The sequence below is a fragment of the Winogradskyella psychrotolerans genome (assembly GCF_018860545.1).
GTDB lineage: Bacteria > Bacteroidota > Bacteroidia > Flavobacteriales > Flavobacteriaceae > Winogradskyella > Winogradskyella psychrotolerans_A.
Window position 1 is genome coordinate 1 of the sequence record NZ_JAHKPN010000043.1, and the last position, 18,355, is coordinate 18,355.

The 18,355-nt window shown below is 33.9% G+C and carries 14 protein-coding genes; 5 read left to right on the plus strand and 9 right to left on the minus strand.

Going from position 1 to position 18,355, the window contains the following annotated elements; translation table 11 throughout:
* Both KO515_RS14535 and KO515_RS14540 read right to left on the minus strand, forming a co-directional pair.
* The coding region (locus tag KO515_RS14535) for a GEVED domain-containing protein (RefSeq protein ID WP_215937068.1) at window positions 1-5,020 on the minus strand (5,020 nt) is incomplete at its 3' end.
* 224 nt (window positions 5,021-5,244) lie between these two features.
* Window positions 5,245-6,195: an endonuclease/exonuclease/phosphatase family protein gene (locus tag KO515_RS14540; protein WP_215937069.1), complete on the minus strand. Its 951-nt coding sequence runs from the start codon at window positions 6,193-6,195 to the stop codon at window positions 5,245-5,247.
* Window positions 6,196-6,266: 71 nt separating this feature from the next.
* Between KO515_RS14540 and hflX the strand changes: the two genes are divergently transcribed.
* Complete coding sequence (gene hflX, locus KO515_RS14545) at window positions 6,267-7,478, plus strand: GTPase HflX (protein ID WP_215937070.1); 1,212 nt, start codon at window positions 6,267-6,269, stop codon at window positions 7,476-7,478.
* Between the two features lie 15 nt (window positions 7,479-7,493).
* Window positions 7,494-9,764, plus strand: coding sequence for a transglycosylase domain-containing protein (locus KO515_RS14550; RefSeq protein ID WP_215937071.1), 2,271 nt, complete (start codon window positions 7,494-7,496; stop codon window positions 9,762-9,764).
* 72 nt (window positions 9,765-9,836) lie between these two features.
* Here KO515_RS14550 and KO515_RS14555 read toward each other — a convergent pair whose 3' ends face one another.
* The 7 genes from KO515_RS14555 to KO515_RS14585 all read right to left on the minus strand — a co-directional run bounded on the left by KO515_RS14555 (window position 9,837) and on the right by KO515_RS14585 (window position 16,328).
* The gene (locus tag KO515_RS14555; protein WP_215937072.1) at window positions 9,837-10,772 is read right to left on the minus strand and encodes a DUF3078 domain-containing protein; all 936 of its coding nucleotides are present in this window, start codon (window positions 10,770-10,772) and stop codon (window positions 9,837-9,839) included.
* Between the two features lie 207 nt (window positions 10,773-10,979).
* Complete coding sequence (locus tag KO515_RS14560; RefSeq protein WP_215937073.1) at window positions 10,980-11,486, minus strand: DUF2480 family protein; 507 nt, start codon at window positions 11,484-11,486, stop codon at window positions 10,980-10,982.
* Window positions 11,487-11,504: 18 nt separating this feature from the next.
* A complete protein-coding gene (locus tag KO515_RS14565; protein WP_215937074.1) occupies window positions 11,505-13,340 on the minus strand; it encodes an ABC transporter ATP-binding protein in 1,836 nt (611 codons plus the stop codon).
* A gap of 13 nt (window positions 13,341-13,353) precedes the next feature.
* Window positions 13,354-13,680: an iron-sulfur cluster assembly protein gene (locus KO515_RS14570; RefSeq protein ID WP_092445619.1), complete on the minus strand. Its 327-nt coding sequence runs from the start codon at window positions 13,678-13,680 to the stop codon at window positions 13,354-13,356.
* A gap of 103 nt (window positions 13,681-13,783) precedes the next feature.
* The gene (locus KO515_RS14575) at window positions 13,784-14,206 is read right to left on the minus strand and encodes a SufE family protein (protein ID WP_215937075.1); all 423 of its coding nucleotides are present in this window, start codon (window positions 14,204-14,206) and stop codon (window positions 13,784-13,786) included.
* Between the two features lie 33 nt (window positions 14,207-14,239).
* Window positions 14,240-15,067, minus strand: a complete 828-nt coding sequence (locus KO515_RS14580) for an META domain-containing protein (RefSeq protein ID WP_215937076.1) — start codon at window positions 15,065-15,067, stop codon at window positions 14,240-14,242.
* Window positions 15,068-15,113: 46 nt separating this feature from the next.
* On the minus strand, window positions 15,114-16,328 hold the full coding sequence (locus KO515_RS14585; protein ID WP_215937077.1) for an aminotransferase class V-fold PLP-dependent enzyme: 1,215 nt from the start codon (window positions 16,326-16,328) through the stop codon (window positions 15,114-15,116).
* A gap of 123 nt (window positions 16,329-16,451) precedes the next feature.
* Here KO515_RS14585 and KO515_RS14590 point away from each other — a divergent pair, with 123 nt between their 5' ends.
* The 3 genes from KO515_RS14590 to KO515_RS14600 form a co-directional block, all read left to right on the plus strand.
* Complete coding sequence (locus KO515_RS14590; RefSeq protein ID WP_215937078.1) at window positions 16,452-16,784, plus strand: PadR family transcriptional regulator; 333 nt, start codon at window positions 16,452-16,454, stop codon at window positions 16,782-16,784.
* Window positions 16,785-16,786: 2 nt separating this feature from the next.
* On the plus strand, window positions 16,787-17,215 hold the full coding sequence (locus tag KO515_RS14595) for a hypothetical protein (RefSeq protein ID WP_215937079.1): 429 nt from the start codon (window positions 16,787-16,789) through the stop codon (window positions 17,213-17,215).
* 178 nt (window positions 17,216-17,393) lie between these two features.
* Window positions 17,394-18,355, plus strand: a 962-nt coding sequence (locus tag KO515_RS14600; protein ID WP_215937080.1) for a serine hydrolase domain-containing protein, incomplete at its 3' end; no start/stop codon positions are given.

Genomic DNA, 18,355 nt, shown 5'->3' on the forward strand with positions numbered 1-18,355 from the left:
CTTCTGGGAATATACAAGACTCTGCTTCTTCAACTGTCTGCGTTATGGTATCAGAACAACCAGAATCATTAAATGTTATAGTAGCAGAATACTCACCAGCAAGAAGTACTGAACTTAAAGTTGTTCCACTTCCACTGATTGGGGTACCGTCTAATGACCAAGTTACAGAAACATCAGCATCCGTGAAGTTAGAAGGTACAATACCAATTGTAATTGGAACAGTTGCGTTAGGACATACAATATATTCGTATTGAAGATCAAAATCAGCTAATGGCGAAATGTTAACTTCTAACGCGAATGACGTCGTCTGGTAACAGCCAGTAATAGTATTCTCTGCTCTTACAAATACGGTTTCTCCACTACTAGTATAAGGACTTGTTAATGCTCCTGTACCAGCTTCAGCAGCTTCTAAAGAAGCATGGTAAGAAATTATCATATCATCTTCAATTGTAACTTCATCATTTAAGGATACTAAATCAAATTCAGTTTCACCATCAACAACACCATCTAAATCATCACAAACGACAAGATCTTCTGGCTGATTAATAATAGGTCTTGGGTTAACTATCAACTCTATTTGAGATAATTCTCTACATCCTAAGTATCCGTTTTCTGCTGCAGCCGAATCTTCTATTCTAATGATTAGTGTTTCGCCACTTGAGTTATATGGTGAAGTTACCGGGCTCATCGCTTGGTTAGCATCATCCGTTGTTAAATAATAACTTAATGTAAATCCATCAAGACCAAGTGATGCGGTAAACGCGTCTAAATCAAATGTTTCTATGCCATCTGCTTCTGGCCCATCACATATTTCAATTGTTTGAGGAGCTAATGGCTCTGGATCAGTATACAAGTTTATGATAGCTATCTGAGAAAAGGCTTCAGAACCACACTGGTTATCAATCGCTTTCACTTGGTAATTATTAGATTCTGTAACAACAAGAATTGAAGACGTTTCACCTTCCATTTCATAACCATCTTCATACCAAATAAATTCATCTGCAAATGGTGAGCTTGTCTCTAACGTTATGGAATCAAAACCACAGACGCTAGCTTCAACGACGTTAGGATCATCAGTTTCTGAAAGAATAACTTCGTTACTTACAATCTCAGCTGATATTTCTGCTATAAGAGATCCATCACCAGGATTACCTGCGTTTGTTTGTTCTATACTAATTGTACCTGGTTCATCTCCATAATTAGATACGAGTAATATATATACTTCTCCCTCTAAGGCATTGTCTATGGTAAGAGTTTCTATCGAAGCAGCCGACCAACTACAATCTGCAATATTTCCATATGGATAAAATTCTGGTGCATATGGAATACCTGGACAATCACCTGGAGTTGGACAACCTAAATCTAGATTATCACAAGAATCTTCTACAGAAGCAAAAGGTCCCCAAAGTGCATAATCAACATCTAAACCATTTCCATCATCATCAACTTGAGATATAGTAATTTCAACCAATCCAGGATTACCAATTTGAATAATATTCCAAGTTGGATTTGGCGATGTTGTTAAACATGCAATTGAGCCAGAAGATGGAATACCAAATATACTTGCCGCTTCTAAAGCTCCATCTTGTGAACAGAAATTTTCGGCATTTTCACATATTGTATTTGTTGGTGCAGGTCTAATACAAAGATCAAACGTAGAGGTTTCTAATGTACTACCACCACTAAATATTCTTATAAAATAAGTATTACCAATAGTTAATTCTGGTGTGATACTTGCATCTTCATCTGAACAATATAATTCCGTTAAAGTTCCACAATCTCCTTCATAAACCGCATGGTCTATGTTAGTAGTACCACCAACAATATTAATAATTGAAATCAGTTGCACTTCACTTAACGCTGTAAATTCAAACCAAACATCATCATTGGTTACACCTGTACAAGAAGTGTCTGGAACATTAGAAGGTGTTGCAGCCAATATTGTCCCTGAAGTTACTAAATCACAAGTGCCAAATTCATTGACTACTGCTGTAATAGCTCCTGCACATTCATCATTACTTGGTGGACAAGCTAAAACTTCAAACGTGTTACTACTAATAACACAATTATTATCTTGTTCATTAGTAACAAATATTCTAACTGGCGTTCCGAAATCAAACGGCCCAGCTTGATATGTTTCGGTAGTTGTTGCTTGTACTGTATTTTCATCAAAACTATTTGAGATTTCTAATGACGTAGCATCACCTAAATTTAAAATATCTACTGCAATGTAAAATTGATCGGTATCACAGTCTATTACTGTTGAATACTCTGCTTCTGCTAACGTACAGTTTAATTCTTGTAAGTTGACTGTAAAGTCTAAAGTAACACCATAGTTTTCATTAAAACATGGTTCAGCAGGATCTTGTTCAAAATCAGTCCCTACAATTCGCATTCTATGCTCACCAGCGGTTGCTGTTAATGGAATTATGAATGAGAAGTCATATATGTGAGAATCATCTCCCCAATCTCCACCAGCAGATTCGCCCGTAAAGATTAATTCAGATTCATCAAAAACTAAATCATCATTAAAATCAATCCATATATTAGTATTGTAAGTGTATGCATGTCCATATTCTAGTGACACGGTCGTTTCTAGTCCTTGGAAAATGTTTATTACTGGTGAAGTTTGATTTTCATAAAAGATATCATCACCTAAACTTGTGAATTCAGTAGTTCCTATTGTTATATTATTTACACCTGTACCATCAGTAAAAGGGCCAGGACTAGAAACACAATATCCAGTAAAGAATTCGAACGGTCCATAATAAGAACTTAATTCTCCGGGCGCACAAATAGCTTGCACGTAAAATTCATAATATGTATCTGGTAATAGATCAGATAATATATATGTAGTAGATGCTAAGTCATTTACGATAGTTCCTGTTCCTAAATCAAAATCTGATTCATAGTATTGTATATTCCAAGATTCAGAACTTCCAGTTTCAGTCCAACCTATTTCAGTAGAGGTTAAACTTAAATTAACTGCTGTTAAATCTGATGGTTCGGCACAAGTTGGAATTCCGCGTACTCTAAAATTATCTACAAAAATATCATTGTCTACATCACTATCAATGGTTGTTCCTTCCGATCCTAAAATTGCAAATTGAACAATTTGACCACTATAGGTAGTTAAATCAACGACAGGATGTGTCCCTGTAGGAGGAATTACGGATGTATTGTCATAAGTTAATAATGGAACCCATGTTACTCCGTTGTCAGTGGTGATTAATAATTGTACGGTATCGTCAGATCCTAAAGTTCCAGAATTCACCGTAGAAAGGTATTCCATTATTCCAAAATCAAACTCTACTTGAAAAGGACCACCTGTTAAATCAAATAAAGGAGAAATAATCCAATCACTTTTTGGGTCACTCCATGTACTTCCATATAAATTAATTCTATAGGCTTGTGAACCTAGAAAATCACCAGGTAGCCAAGAACTAGCTCCTAAATCTGTTGGTCCTGTTGTTAAGTCACCACTATCAGCTTCATCCCAACATTCAGGTGCTATAGCAAAGGTAAAATCTTCAAAATTTTCAATATAATCTGGAACAACGATATCACATAATGTCGTAAAAGTAAAAGGACCTGTCCATGCGCTAAGTTCACTTCCACAATTAGCTTGTACGTAATAATCGTAACTTGATAAACCGTCTAAGCCTGTTGCAGTATATGGGTTTGAAATATCACTTTCCGTTGGTGTGCCAGTTGGTTCTGTTCCGTTAGTTACAACTTCAATATTCCATTGTGATACACTACCTACTTGATCCCAACTAAGTTCTGCGGTATTTGCTCCAATTCCAGTAGCTGTTAAAGCACTTGGTGGTATACAACTTGGTGCTTCTGTAATATTTATGGTAAAATCCATTGTTACACCGTAAGTACCATTATAGCAAGGGTTTGGTGTTGCTTGGCCAGAGTCTGCAGTTCCGATTCTCATATTATAAACACCTAAAGGAGCATTAGGCATTAAAAATGAAGCATTAAACACTGTTGGATTGGCTGCTAATGATTCTCCTTGAAAAAAGAGTTCTGTTTCATTGTCATAAACTAAATCATTATTGATATCAATCCACACATTCGTATCATAGGGATATCCTGTGCCAAATGTTATTTGTAAGTTAGCATTTACGGCAGCGGCTAAATCAACTGTAGTGTCTGTAAAATCCTCATAGGTTATATCTCCTCCAGAAGTAAAAGTTTCTGTTCCTAATTGCACCTCAAGAATTCCATCATTATCATTTGAACTTGGTATTGATTCACAAATACCTGTATAAAACGTAAAAGGTCCTACCCATTCGCTTAGGCCATCGTCAGTGCCACAATCTGCTTGATAATACACAAAGTAATTTGTATTCTCAGTTAAACCTGTAAATGATGTTGCAGGTGTACCTGTAATAGCAGCAGAAGCTTCCTCTTCGCCAGCGCCTGGCGTAAAATCGTCTCCACTATTATATTCAACATTCCATGCCGTTTCAGAAAAGCCTGCACTCCAAGTTAAATCAACGTCTGTTGTTGTTAACATGCTAGTTATCATACCTGAAGGGTTAAGACATGTTGGACTTTCAAAAAGTGTTATAACAATATTAGACCAATTGGCATCTGATCCAGCATAATCTTGGTTAGGTGTAATTTCTAAATATCCGTCTGTTGTAGGATCATAACCAGCAGGTAATTCACCTGAAAAAATCAACGTTGTATCGTTAGCGTTATAGTTCCAGCCAGAAGTTGCTATATCTAAAAATACATCTCCCGCTGATGTCGTTATAGTGAGTTGGGCTTCTTGAGAATAAGGGAACCCTTCACCTTCGGACCAGTCAGCTGATACCGAAAACGATGAATATGACCCAGAAGAGGATGCAGGTACGCCTGCTGTATTGGCTGTATCATTGATGTTGATACTTGCATTTCCTCCAGAGGTAACATTTATCGGTCCCACTATAGATGGAAAATCATACTGAGCGCTAGCAGTTAGGAAAAAACCTAGCATGATTAAAAATAGAGTAATTTTTTTCATTATTAATCGGTTTGTTAAAAATTATTTATTTGCTTTATAATTGGTTGATTATAAAGTGGTTTGTTGGTTTCTAAGAAAAATTGTGATGTTTTTCGCGTAGCTGCCGTTGGTTGGACGTTTAGCCTCTGCGAACTCGAATATATAAAAAATGACTATTAACATGTTGTTAACAATACTAAAATAGATTAACTACCGTATTAATCGATAAATGGGTTAGGTATTTTTTATGATGGCCTCAATTCAATAAAAACAGGGAAATGATCGCTATAACCTCCCTTATATTTTTTACCTACAAAGGTCCTAAAAGGTTGACCTTTATATTTACCATCTGATTGAGTAAGAAATTTACTATTAAAAACTTTGGCATCACTAAATGTTAATTTAGAATTACTAGTGTCAAAAAAGTTAGTAGAGAATAAAATTTGATCAAATAATTGCCATTGAAAATTATGACTCGAGCTTCCGTTATCATAAGACCAAACGGTTTTAAATGGATTAAAAAGAAAACTTTCGTCTTCTAGTAATTGTATACTTCTGCTATTTGGGTTGTCGTTAAAGTCTCCCATCACAATAATTTTTGCATCAGGATCATCTTGTCTTAATGATTTAATAATAGTATTAACGACATTTGCAGCTTCTAACCTCTTAAACTCTGTTTCTTTAATGCCTTCTCTTCGTGAAGACCAATGATTAACAATAACATGAATATGTTCGTTATTAAGTTCACCTTTTACTAGTAAGATATCTCTTGTATAATCTTGTTCTCCATTTTCTCTTTCTAAGTAAACTGAAAAAGTTTCAGAGTGGTAAACCTTAAAAATATCGCTCTTATATAGTAAAGCCACATCGATTCCTCTTTCATCTGGGGAGTCATAATGTATATAACTGTAATTTTCATCTTTAAGATGTGAGCTGTTAATTAAGTCGGAAAGGGCTTTTTTATTTTCAATTTCTGCTAAACCAATTATTACTGGTGCTATTTCATTATCTTCATTACCTATTTTGGGAATTACAGTGCCCAATTTCATTAATTTATTATTATAGCGCTTTAATGTCCAGCGTTTTTGAGATGTTGGTAGAAAATCTTGATCATTTGTTGTTGGGTCTTTTTTTATATCAAATAAATTTTCGATATTATAAAAAGCAATGGTGTAAGCGTTAATATTATTATTCATAGGATTAAATATAGGTTTTTAAAATATTAATAGGACTAAACCATTTGCTTAACTTTGTACTTTAATTAATTATGATAGAGAAAAAAGATATAGAATTAGAAAAAGCAGTACTTATAGGTGTTGTTACTCAAAATCAAGATGAAGAAAAATCTAAAGAATATTTAGATGAATTAGAGTTTCTAACCTTTACAGCTGGTGGTGAAGTGGTAAAACGTTTTACCCAAAAAATGGCAATACCTAATCCTAAAACGTTTATTGGGACTGGTAAAATGGAAGATGTAAGGCAATTTGTTGAAGCAAATGATATTGGTACGGTTATTTTTGATGATGAATTATCTCCTGCTCAAGAACGAAATATTAGCAAAATTTTAGAGTGTAAAATACTTGATAGAACGAATCTTATCTTAGATATTTTTGCACAACGCGCACAAACCAGTTATGCGAGAACACAAGTAGAATTAGCACAATGCGAATATTTACTCCCAAGATTAAAAGGGATGTGGACACACCTTGAACGTCAAAAAGGGGGAATTGGAATGCGCGGACCTGGTGAAACAGAGATTGAAACGGATAGACGTATTGTTCGTGATAAAATTGCTCTACTAAAGGCTAAGATTAAAGTTATAGATAAACAACAAGCCGTTCAGCGTGGTAATCGTGGTAAAATGGTACGCGTAGCACTAGTAGGCTATACGAATGTGGGGAAATCTACCTTAATGAATGTGATTAGTAAAAGTGAAGTTTTTGCAGAAAATAAATTGTTTGCGACCTTAGATACTACGGTTAGAAAAGTTGTTATTGGTAACTTGCCTTTTTTAATGAGTGATACGGTTGGATTTATTAGAAAACTGCCAACACAATTGGTGGAATCTTTTAAAAGTACATTAGATGAAGTTCGCGAAGCCGATTTATTACTGCATGTGGTCGATATTTCGCACACTAATTTTGAAGAACATATTGATTCTGTTAATCAGATTTTAGATGAAATTGATAGTAAGGATAAACCTACCATTATGGTATTCAATAAGATTGATGCTTATGAAGCAGAGCCTTTTGATGAAGATAATTTGGTAGATGAACGTACGAAGGCGAATTATAGCATTGAAGAATGGCAAAAGACTTGGATGAATCGTATGGATGGTAATGCTTTATTTATTTCAGCATTAAATAAGGAAAATATGGATGAATTTAGAAAACGTGTCTATAAAGAAGTCCGAGAAATCCATGTTACGCGTTTTCCATACAATCATTTCCTATATCCAGACGTTGAAGATATAGAATAAAAAAAGGTCTTTTATATGAATTCTCCCCAATCGCGCTTTAAAACTTTTATTAAAAAGGGACTAAGTAACAAATGGATAAAATGGTTACTTATTTTAATAGCCGCTATTTTACTATTCCTTTTAGGACTTTATATAAGTATATACTTTGGACTATTTGGAAAAGTGCCAACCACAGAGGATATAAGTTCTATAAAACAAGAACAAGCGACACAGCTTTTAGATAAAGATGAAAAATTAATTGGTAAATATTACATCTATGATCGACAACCAGTGGTGTATGAGGATTTGCCTAAACATCTTATTGAGGCTTTAATCGCTACGGAAGATTCTCGTTTTTATGAGCACGATGGTATAGACAATATCAGTTTAATGCGTGTTTTTGTGAAGAGTTTAATTCTTCGAGATAAATCTGCAGGAGGAGGAAGTACAATAACATTACAGTTGGCTAAAAATCTATATGGCAGAAAAAATTACGCCTTATTCGGTATGCTTATTAATAAATTTAAAGAAGCTATTGTTGCTAAGCGTATTGAATCTGTGTATTCTAAAGAAGATATTTTAACCTTATATCTTAATACGGTTCCGTTTTCTGATAATACGTACGGCATAGAAAGTGCGTCGCGTAAATTCTTCAATAAATCGGTAAATGATATTTCAATTATTGAAGCAGCAACCTTAGTTGGCACATTAAAAGCAAATACCTATTACAATCCAAGAGTACATTTGCAACGAAGTGAAGATAGAAGGAATGTGGTTTTAAACCAGATGGTCAACTATGCGTATTTGTCAAAAGATTCTTTAGCGTATTATGCAAAGCAGCCTTTAGAATTAGAGTATCGTTCATTTAATCATGATTTAGGTGTAGCTCCTTATTTTAGAGCTGAGGTAAAAAAGCAATTAGAATCTATTTTAGATACCTTAAAAACGCCTGAAGGAGATAAATACGATCTATATAAGGATGGTTTAATTGTTCATACAACTTTAGATTTTAAAATGCAGCAGTTAGCAGAAGACGCTATGGAGGAGCATATGAGTAGACTTCAAGCTGATTTTGAAACATCATATGGAAAAAATTCACCATGGGAAACGAATACAAAATTGCTTAAAAGCGCGATTTCTAAATTAAACCAAGTAAAAAGATATAAAAAACAAGGACTAACTGAAAATCAAATTAAAGATTCACTAAGTATTGTTAAACCTACAGACTTGTTTAGCTGGAAAGGAGATACGATTAGAAATATATCGACCATAGATAGCTTAAAACATTATCTCAAATTTTTAAACACAGGCATGTTGTCTGTAGAGCCAACAACAGGAGCTGTAAGAACTTATGTTGGAGGTATTGATTACAGGTATTTTAAATACGATCATATTTCTCAAAGCGAACGCCAAGTCGGATCTACATTTAAACCTTTTGTGTATACTGCAGCTATAAATAATAGTTTAAGTCCTTGTACGTATTTCTCATTAAATAAAGTGACTTATACAGATTATGATGATTGGACACCTGCTAATGCCGGTAGTGATGAGGAAGACCCTTATATCAATTACACTTTAGAAAATGCTTTAAGTAATTCTGTAAATACCATTTCGGTTAAAGTTTTAGAAGAAGTGGGCATTCCAAAAGTTTTAGAGCAAGTTGAAAAGCTAGGGATTTCAAAGAACCTACCCAATGAACCCTCACTAGCCTTGGGAGTTGCAGAAATAAGCGTGAAAGATTTAACAGGTGCTTATGCGAGTTATCTTAATGAAGGTAAAGCTGTAAAGCCATATTATATCACTAAAATAGAAGATAAATTTGGAAATGTTATAGCGACTTTTAAGCCCGAGGTTTCTGAGGAAGAAGCCTATAGTACATATACAAGGCAAGTGCTTTTAGAAATGATGAAATCTACCGTTAATAAAGGTACAGCAACTCGACTACGACATACCTACGGATTAACGAATGACATTGCAAGTAAAACAGGAACGACGCAAGATAATAAAGATGGTTGGTTTGTTGGGTTAACGCCAAACTTAGTCACCATTACTTGGGTTGGTAATGACAATCATGCCATAGGATTTAAGTCTACAGGTATGGGACAAGGTTCTAATTCAGCCTTACCTATATTTGCTAAATTCTACCAGAAATTAAATAAAGACAGTGACTTTAATACTATTACAAAAGGACAATTTGAAACCCCTTCAGAACAAGTATTAAGTGATTTGGATTGTGAGCCTACGAAGCGTGATGGTTTTATTAAACGCCTATTTAAGAAAAAGGACAAGAAGAAAACCTTTAATTAAGGAAAACTAAAGCATAAAAAAACCTGTCTAAATTTTATTCTAGACAGGTTTTCTATTGTAATTAAACTGGTGTTAGAACGCGTAAGTTAAACCAACAGTGTAGTAAGATTGTATTTTGTTATCTACAGAATCAAAAGTTTCAGTAGTATTGCCTAAGGTATTAATAGAGTAGTCTAAAGCTTCTTGCTTGTTGCTACGTAAACCAAAGTCAAAACCAACACCAATCATTTTCCATAATTTGTAACTGAATGAGTTTGTCCAAGTTACATTAGATAAATCTGAGGATTCATAGCTTTGGAATGCTGATAAATTACTTTTGAAATGTATAGCGCCAATTTGTCTTGTATAATCTGCTACAATTTTAGCACCTAGCGAAGATTCAAAAATAGTATCATCATCAGCAAAAACGAAGTTGTAGTTTAATGGGTGGACTACCACGATTAAATTTTCAACTGGAGTCCAAGTAGCACCAACACCAACGTCTAAGTATCCTGGGTCATTAAAGTTGTCTAATACGGTTGTTCTGTATTCGCCTAATGCAGAAATTGCAATTTTTTCAGTTAGTTTATAACCATAAAGCGAAGAGATATTAAAAACATCTGTCGTAGATTCAAAAGAATCACTATCCGTTGCGTCATCTTTATCATCTAACTTTACCCATGCAAAGTTTGTAGTTAAGGCATTTCTCCAGAAATATTTTGCTTCAATTTTATTAGCAAATGCATTAAAAGAAACACCAATGTTACCAGAACTGTTGTTTGGTGTTCCCTGAGAATACCAATCGTTAAATTCAGATAAGCTACCTCCAATAGTACCAAAAGCACCTACTCTCCAACCTGGTAAAGCATCAATTTGTTTTTGTATGGCATCAGCCTCTCCTTGAAATTTGTTCGCTTCTGCTTGTTTTTCAGCTTTCTGAGCTTGTAATTCTTCTTTGGTTTGAGAAAAACCAAAACTAACGGCAAGCACTAAAGATGCTGATAAAAATAATTTTTTGTTAATATTCATAATAAGGTAAATTTTAATTTTTTGTTGTTTTAGGTTACATTAATTAACTTACTCTAGGGTTTGACACGGATAATTAATTGAGGTCACAATTTATATCTGCATCATAAAGTAATATTAAAGGCTTCTTTTACGGTTTAAGGGTGTAAAATTATTTGCTTTTCGTTTATAAAACCAATCCAAAAATAGAATTTAATATAATTTTAAGATTTAACGTTTTTTGTACAAAGGGACAGAAGAGCAGGCCTCACCAAACATTATGGACCTAGTAATGGGTTTTAGTTTTTGAGACAGTAAAACTAAGGCATTAGAAGGCACAGGTTTATGAGAGCAGCCTTTTATAATTACAGGTAAACCTTGGAATTCTGAAACATCTAAGTTAGATATAATTTCAGCATATAAAATAGATTCCAAATCGCTTAGAGAACCAATGATAGCTAATTTAGCATAAGCTTGAAGTTCTATAGAGATCAACATATAAGCCCAATCGGGTACAATAGCGTCTGTGGAACACTGTAAGGCCACATAACAGTCTTGGTATTTTGACCAGTCATGCTCAGCAACAAAAGCTCTAAAATCTTTCTCGCGTAGCACCAAGCCTTCAAGCAACCACTCTTTTATATCAAACAAAACACGTTCACCTTTTGGGTAATAGTCTTCTAAATCTATAACTTTTAGTTTGCTGTTCGCAACTCTATTAATGATTTCTCCTTCCATACAACAAAGATAATTGATTTACTGATAGCCTTCAGCTTGTAGTGTGAACAATTCAGAATACAAATCTTGGTTCTTCATGAGTTCCTCATGGGTTCCAATTTCTAATGCTTTTCCATGTTCTAAGACTAAAATGCGATCTGCTTGGCGGACTGTACTAAATCTGTGCGAAATGATAATACTTGTTTTGCCTTCAGTTAAGCCAATAAAACGACCGAAGACTTCACTTTCTGCTCTAGCATCTAGGGCAGATGTTGGTTCGTCTAAAACCATGACTTCGGCACTTTTCATATACGCTCTAGCTAGGGCGACTTTTTGCCATTGACCACCAGATAATTCTTGTCCATTAGAAAAACGTTTTCCTAATTGCTGATTGTAGCCATTTTTTAATTCTGAAACCACCTCGTTTGCTAAACTTAATTCTGCAGCATTTTCAATTTTTGCTTGGTTCTCTAATTCGTTTATATTTCCGATGGCGATATTTTCTTTTACTGTAAATTCATATCTAAAGAAATCTTGAAAAATGACTCCAAAATATTCTTGATATTCCGCGATATTAAAACGGTTAATATTAATGCCGTCTAATAATATTTCGCCAGAAGTAGGCTCATAGAAACGCAATAATAGTTTAATTAAGGTTGTTTTTCCGGCTCCATTTTGTCCAACAAAAGCTAATTTTTCTCCGGCTTTAAGATTGAAAGTGATACCTTTTAAAATTTCAGTTTCGGAATTTGGATATGAGAAACGAACCTCTTTAAATTCGAATCCTTTTTTAATCTGTTTAGGTAAGGGAATATCCTCTTTAGCTTTTGAAGTGATTGAAATATCAACAAAATCAAAATAATCTTTAAGGTACAACGCGCTTTCAGAAATACGTGTAAATTTAGAAAAGAAATCTTGAAGGTTTTTCATTAGGCGATTGAATGATCCTGATAAAAAAGTTAATTCACCAAGTGTAATCGCTCCAGAAAGCACACGATAAATAATAAAGACATACGCCCCATAATAACTCAAAGATCCTAATACATTAAACAAAAACCCTAAGGCAGATCGTTTAATAGCCAAAGTTTTATTAAGCTGAAAATACTCTTCGGATAGATTTTTAAATCGATCTACTACAAAATCGGTTAACCCAAAAAGTTTGATTTCTTTGGCGGTTTTATCGTTTGCTCCTATAAATCGTAGATAATCTAATTCACGTCGTTCAGATGTCCAGCTTCGTGCTAACGAATATTGTTGTTGACTAAAGCGTACTTCATTGATAAACGAAGGGATAATACTAAGGACTAATAGGATAATGAGATACGGTTCAAAATAAATTAAACCAGCTATAAGCGTAGTAATCGATATGGCGCTTTGTGCTTGTCCTAAAACATTAGACATTAGAGCAACACGACCCGTGGTTTGTGTTCTGGCACGTTCTAGCTTATCATAAAATTCAGAATCCTCTAATAAGCTAATGTTAATTTGATTGGTTTTTCTTATAATGGTTACTGATGTAGCAATATTATATTCGTCGCCAAGCAAACCATCGGTTAAAGAAATGGCTCTACTTATTAAATCCGAAAGTATAATAAGTCCAAACTCAGCAGCAACATACGTCCACAGCGTATAATAGTCTGGATTATCTAATGAAATTTGTAAAATAATTTCATCTATAATGAGTTTACCTATCCATAAAATAATAACAGGAAGCAATGCACCAATTAGTCTACATAATGCAGACAGTAGGAAGAGCCTTTTGTTAACTCTCCAAATTTCTTTAAAAAATCGAGGTATATAAACCAAAGCATCAAATGACGATTTAAGGCTTTTTTTCTTATCGTCTTTTAATGAAGTAGGATTACGTCTTGGCATTTTTTTGGTTTACTTAAAGCATTCCAAGTTCTAACTTGGCTTCTTCACTCATTAATTCTTGAGACCAAGGCGGATCGAAAGTAATTTCTACTTCGGCATCTTTAACCTCATTAATGGATTTTATTTTTTCTTCAACTTCTAATGGTAAAGTTTCTGCTACAGGACAGTTAGGAGTAGTCAAAGTCATTAAGATTTTGACTTCGTAATCTTCGTTTATAAAAACATCATAGATTAATCCTAGTTCATAAATGTCTACAGGAATTTCTGGATCGTAAATGGTTTTAATAACTCTAAGGATTTTCTCCCCTAATACTGCTGTATCTATAGTTGTGTCGCTCATCTGAAAATTTATTTTCTATCCCCATTTAAACGGGAATCTGTTTAGTTCTTAAGTTGTTGTTGTGTCGTTGAATCGAGCCAACCACCATTAAAAGATAAACAACTTAATTCAATTGTGTTTGGTATGCAATGGCATACAGTTTTAATTGTTTTATCATACTTACCAAGCCGTTTGCTCTAGTTGGTGATAAATGTTCTTTTAGACCAATTTTGTCAATGAAATCAGTATTAGCTTCAATAATAGCTGCTGGATGTTGATTAGAAAATGCTCTAATCAATATCGCTATAATACCTTTGGTGATAATAGCATCGCTATCTGCCGTAAAGTTTATTTTATCATCTACCATATTGGCGTGAACCCAAACTTTACTCTGGCAACCTTTGATTATATTATCTTCAGTTTTATATTTTTCATCTATTAAAGGAAGGTCCTTACCTAAGTCTATCATGTATTGGTAGCGTTCTTCCCAATCTTCAAACATGGCGAACTCCTCAATAATTTCATTTTGTACGTCTTCAATGCTCATAGTCTCAATCTTTTCTACAAAATTACAAAATAGCTACTGTTTTACAGTTTTTTCTTTAATGGATAACACTTTATTAACTAAAGCTTCAATATCCTTTGGAGGATTGCCATGATCAAACGTAGGAGTCATATATTCCATATCTCCTATTTGTATAGCTAATGTAGCATGAGGAGCTCCGTCGTATTGGTGTTTTTTAGAAGGAGGTTTTAATTCCTGAAGTGATTTTAAGTCAACAGTTTCTATTAGGCCTTTAAGTTCTTCCCATTGAGTAGCGTCAATGCTATGTTTTTCTATATGTTGAAGTCCTTGATCTTTTGAAATAGAAATACCCTGGTTTGAAATTAATATAAAGTCAAATGCGCCTCTTGTTAATGTTTGATATTTAACAGCCGTTTTATAGGTATCGTTATCGCTTGAAGCAGTACTTTTTTTAGAGACAGCTATAGTGCTAGTTGCTTTAAAAAGAATAGTATCATTTTCTGAAAATGAAATATTTGTATCGTTTATTGAAAACGAGTCTATCGCGTTTAAAGCTTTTAGGAATTGACGCTCAATTACTATGATATCTTTCTGACACATTTTTTTTGAAGTCGCAATATTTTCAAGTGTTATACTATTATTTTCTAAGGAATAACTCCCAAAGAGACTATTACAACCTGCAAATCCAGTAACTTTATTTGAGGTCTCGTCAAAAGAAATGACGAGTTTATAAAGTGAAACATCAGTATCCTCAAGCTGCGTGATATAATAGGTTCCTGAAAGTGTGTCTTGCATGTTTTTACTGTTTTCTACCACTTTTTTAGACGAGTCACATGAGTTAATCGTTAGTAAAAGGGTAAATAGGCTAATTAGAAATTTCATCTTTTAAAGTTTTATACCGAATAAGATACATTTTTAATGCCAAAGTTTAGGATAACATCATTACAGCTTTTTTAAGAGCCGTAATAAACGTGTCAATTTCTTCTTTGGTATTATAAAACATGAATGACGCTCTTACAGTTCCAGGAATTTTATAGAAATCCATAATCGGCTGCGCACAATGATGACCTGTACGTACTGCAATGCCCATTTTATCTAAAATAGTTCCGATATCATAAGGATGAATAGTGCCTACATTGAATGAAATGACTGAGGTTTTTTCTTTAGCCGTTCCGTAGATTTTTAAACCTTCAATTTTTTGTAATTGTTCGGTTCCGTATTCTAAAAGTTCATGTTCGTATTGGGCAATGTTATCAAAACCAATAGAATTCATGTAATCAATGGCAGCGCCAAAGGCAATACCACCACAAATGTTTGGTGTACCCGCTTCAAATTTATGAGGTAAGGCTGCGTAGGTCGTTTTTTCAAAAGATACTTCTGCAATCATCTCTCCACCTCCTTGGTAAGGCGGTAATTTGTTGAGCCAATCTTCTTTTCCGTAAAGCATACCCACACCTGTTGGTCCACATAACTTATGAGCAGAACAGACATAAAAGTCAACATCTAAGGCTTGAACATCTGGTTTTATATGCGGACAAGATTGTGCTCCATCAACTAAAACAGCGGCACCAACCTTGTGAGCTTCGTCTATAATGTATTCAATAGGGTTTATAGTTCCTAAGGCGTTTGAAATATGATTAACAAACACCAGTTTTGTATGGTCATTTAAAAGCGCATCGAAATCAGACAGGATTAATTCGCCATTTTCGTTCATGGGAATAACCTTCAAGATAGCTCCTGTACGTTCGCAAAGCATTTGCCAAGGCACAATATTACTGTGATGCTCTAAAGCTGATACGATAATTTCATCGCCTTTTTGTAATAACGACGAAAAACCATTAGCTACTAAGTTAATACTATGCGTTGTGCCAGCGGTATAAATTATTTCGTGAGGATGTTTGGCGTTAAAATGCTTCTGAATTTTAATACGTGCTTGTTCGTAGGCATCAGTTGCTTCTTGACTTAAACTATGCACACCTCTGTGGATATTGGCATTGTAATTTGTATAATAATCTACAATAACATCAATAACCTGTTGTGGTGTTTGTGAAGTTGCAGCATTATCAAAATAGATGAGTGGTTTCCCGTTGACTTTACGTTGAAGTATGGGAAAGTCTTTTCTTATGTTTTGTACGTCTAACATTGGCTTAATTGCTAAAGACAAAGATACAACGCAATGTTCTTAAAGAAAAACTAATAGATAGGCATTAAAGTAAATAACACACATTTTATTAGGATACATTTATATAAAATGTATATTTGTAATATGTATAGTAAAGAATTGACAAAAGGAACCTTACAACCCATCATTTTAACGCTTATTAATAATAAGGGAAGAATGTATGGTTACGAGATTACACAAGAAGTAAAAAAGATGACTTCAGGGAAAATAGATATTTCGGAAGGTGCATTATATCCCATTTTACACAAGCTTGAAGCGAAAAAGGTTTTAGAAACTGAAAAGGTGTTTATAGGAAAGCGTGTTCGGAAATATTATAAAGTAACGAAGGAAGGGAAGAAAATGGTAGAGACTGTTACTGAAGAAATCAATGATTTTATTGAGACCTTAAGTTTAATTTTTAATCCAAAACCGATATAATCATGGAGTTAACAGAAAAGCATATTACGTTTATAGATAACAGTTTATCCTTGTATGGTGTTGAGAGTAAAGATTTAAAAGAAGATTTGTTGGATCATATCTGTACATATATTGAAAACCAAGATTCTGATGATTTTAATATGTTATATCAACAGGCTTTACAAAAATTTGGTGGTTATGCTAATTTTCAGAATCTACAATTAGAAACTAATCATCAAAAATTAGCGAAGGAAATCATTACTGTAAATAAGTTAAAATTCTCTGCTGGTTTTTTAGTTATTGTATTATTGGTGATTAGCTTAGTTTTTCAAATGATGCAGTGGCCTTATGCTAACGCATATTTACTTGGTGCAATTTTAGTTTCGGTAGTTGTTATACTTCCTGCGCATATGTATGCGCATTATAAAAAATCGATTCACAAATATTCTTAAAATCATTTATCATGCAAAAATCATTTTACATCCTTGGGTTTATTACTTTTTTTATTCTTGGAATTGGTGCTATGTTCGAGTTTTTAACGTGGCCATATAGAGGAATCATTGTTTTTATTGGCTTTCTGTTCCTTAATTTTGGACTGATTCCAACTTATTTTTATCAAAAATATAAGCAATGTTCAATTTAAGAAACACGTGCTTATTGATTGGTGTGTTTGTTTTTTTAAGTTCAAAAGCACAAACAAATGCAAATCAAAAAATTGATGAATTGTTAGCAACATATGTTTCTAATGATGCGCCAGGATTGAGCGTAAAGGTGATTAATCAAGGTCAATCTATCTATTCTAAAGGCTTCGGGCTTTCTAGTTTAGATTATAACATTAAGAATTCTGATTCTACCGTTTTTAGTTTAGCATCCATTGCAAAACAATTTACTGCTTCGGCTATTTGGGCTTTGGCAGATGATGGTAAAATCAGTTTAGATGACGATATTAGACTGTATTTGCCAGAATTTCCAGATTATGAAGACGTTATAAAAATTAAACATCTATTAAACCATACGAGTGGAATAAGAAATTATCACACACTAATGTATTTGGCAGGGTTTGATTATGATACGCAATATTACGATAACAACACGGTTTTAGATCTGGCTATTAAACAGAAACATTTAAACCACTTAGTTGGCGAAAAAGTGAGCTATTCTAATACCAATTATAACTTATTGGCTATGATTATTGAGCGTATTTCCGGGCAAAACCTTGACGAGTATTTGAAACTCAATATTTTGAATCCTTTAAAAATGAATTCAACGTTTGTAAGAGTTGCACATGGAAAACCGATTAAAAACAAATCGGTTGGTTATCAAAAACATAAGGACGGATTTAGGTTTTCTATAAGTAATCAGTTAAGTTATGGAGCAGGAAGCATGGGGTCTTCAGTAAATGATATGGAAATTTGGATGCAAATGCTTAATGGACAGGTGCCAGAATTTAAATCACTAACGGAATTTTTAAAAACAACTGAAACTCTAATTTCAGGAAAGAAGGCGAAATATGCACGTGGATTAATGTTAGATTATTATAAAGGTTTCGAAACTTTAAATCACAGCGGGTTTGGTTTTGGTGGACGTTCTCA

Coding starts and splice junctions, on each gene's coding strand:
- hflX (WP_215937070.1), top strand. CDS start 6,267: ATGATAGAGAAAAAAGATATAGAATTAGAAAAAGCAGTACTTATAGGT.
- KO515_RS14560 (WP_215937073.1), bottom strand. CDS start 11,486: ATGGAAGGAGAAATCATTAATAGAGTTGCGAACAGCAAACTAAAAGTT.
- KO515_RS14575 (WP_215937075.1), bottom strand. CDS start 14,206: ATGAGCATTGAAGACGTACAAAATGAAATTATTGAGGAGTTCGCCATG.
- KO515_RS14540 (WP_215937069.1), bottom strand. CDS start 6,195: ATGAATAATAATATTAACGCTTACACCATTGCTTTTTATAATATCGAA.
- KO515_RS14555 (WP_215937072.1), bottom strand. CDS start 10,772: ATGAATATTAACAAAAAATTATTTTTATCAGCATCTTTAGTGCTTGCC.
- KO515_RS14570 (WP_092445619.1), bottom strand. CDS start 13,680: ATGAGCGACACAACTATAGATACAGCAGTATTAGGGGAGAAAATCCTT.
- KO515_RS14565 (WP_215937074.1), bottom strand. CDS start 13,340: ATGCCAAGACGTAATCCTACTTCATTAAAAGACGATAAGAAAAAAAGC.
- KO515_RS14585 (WP_215937077.1), bottom strand. CDS start 16,328: ATGTTAGACGTACAAAACATAAGAAAAGACTTTCCCATACTTCAACGT.
- KO515_RS14550 (WP_215937071.1), top strand. CDS start 7,494: ATGAATTCTCCCCAATCGCGCTTTAAAACTTTTATTAAAAAGGGACTA.
- KO515_RS14590 (WP_215937078.1), top strand. CDS start 16,452: ATGTATAGTAAAGAATTGACAAAAGGAACCTTACAACCCATCATTTTA.
- KO515_RS14580 (WP_215937076.1), bottom strand. CDS start 15,067: ATGAAATTTCTAATTAGCCTATTTACCCTTTTACTAACGATTAACTCA.
- KO515_RS14595 (WP_215937079.1), top strand. CDS start 16,787: ATGGAGTTAACAGAAAAGCATATTACGTTTATAGATAACAGTTTATCC.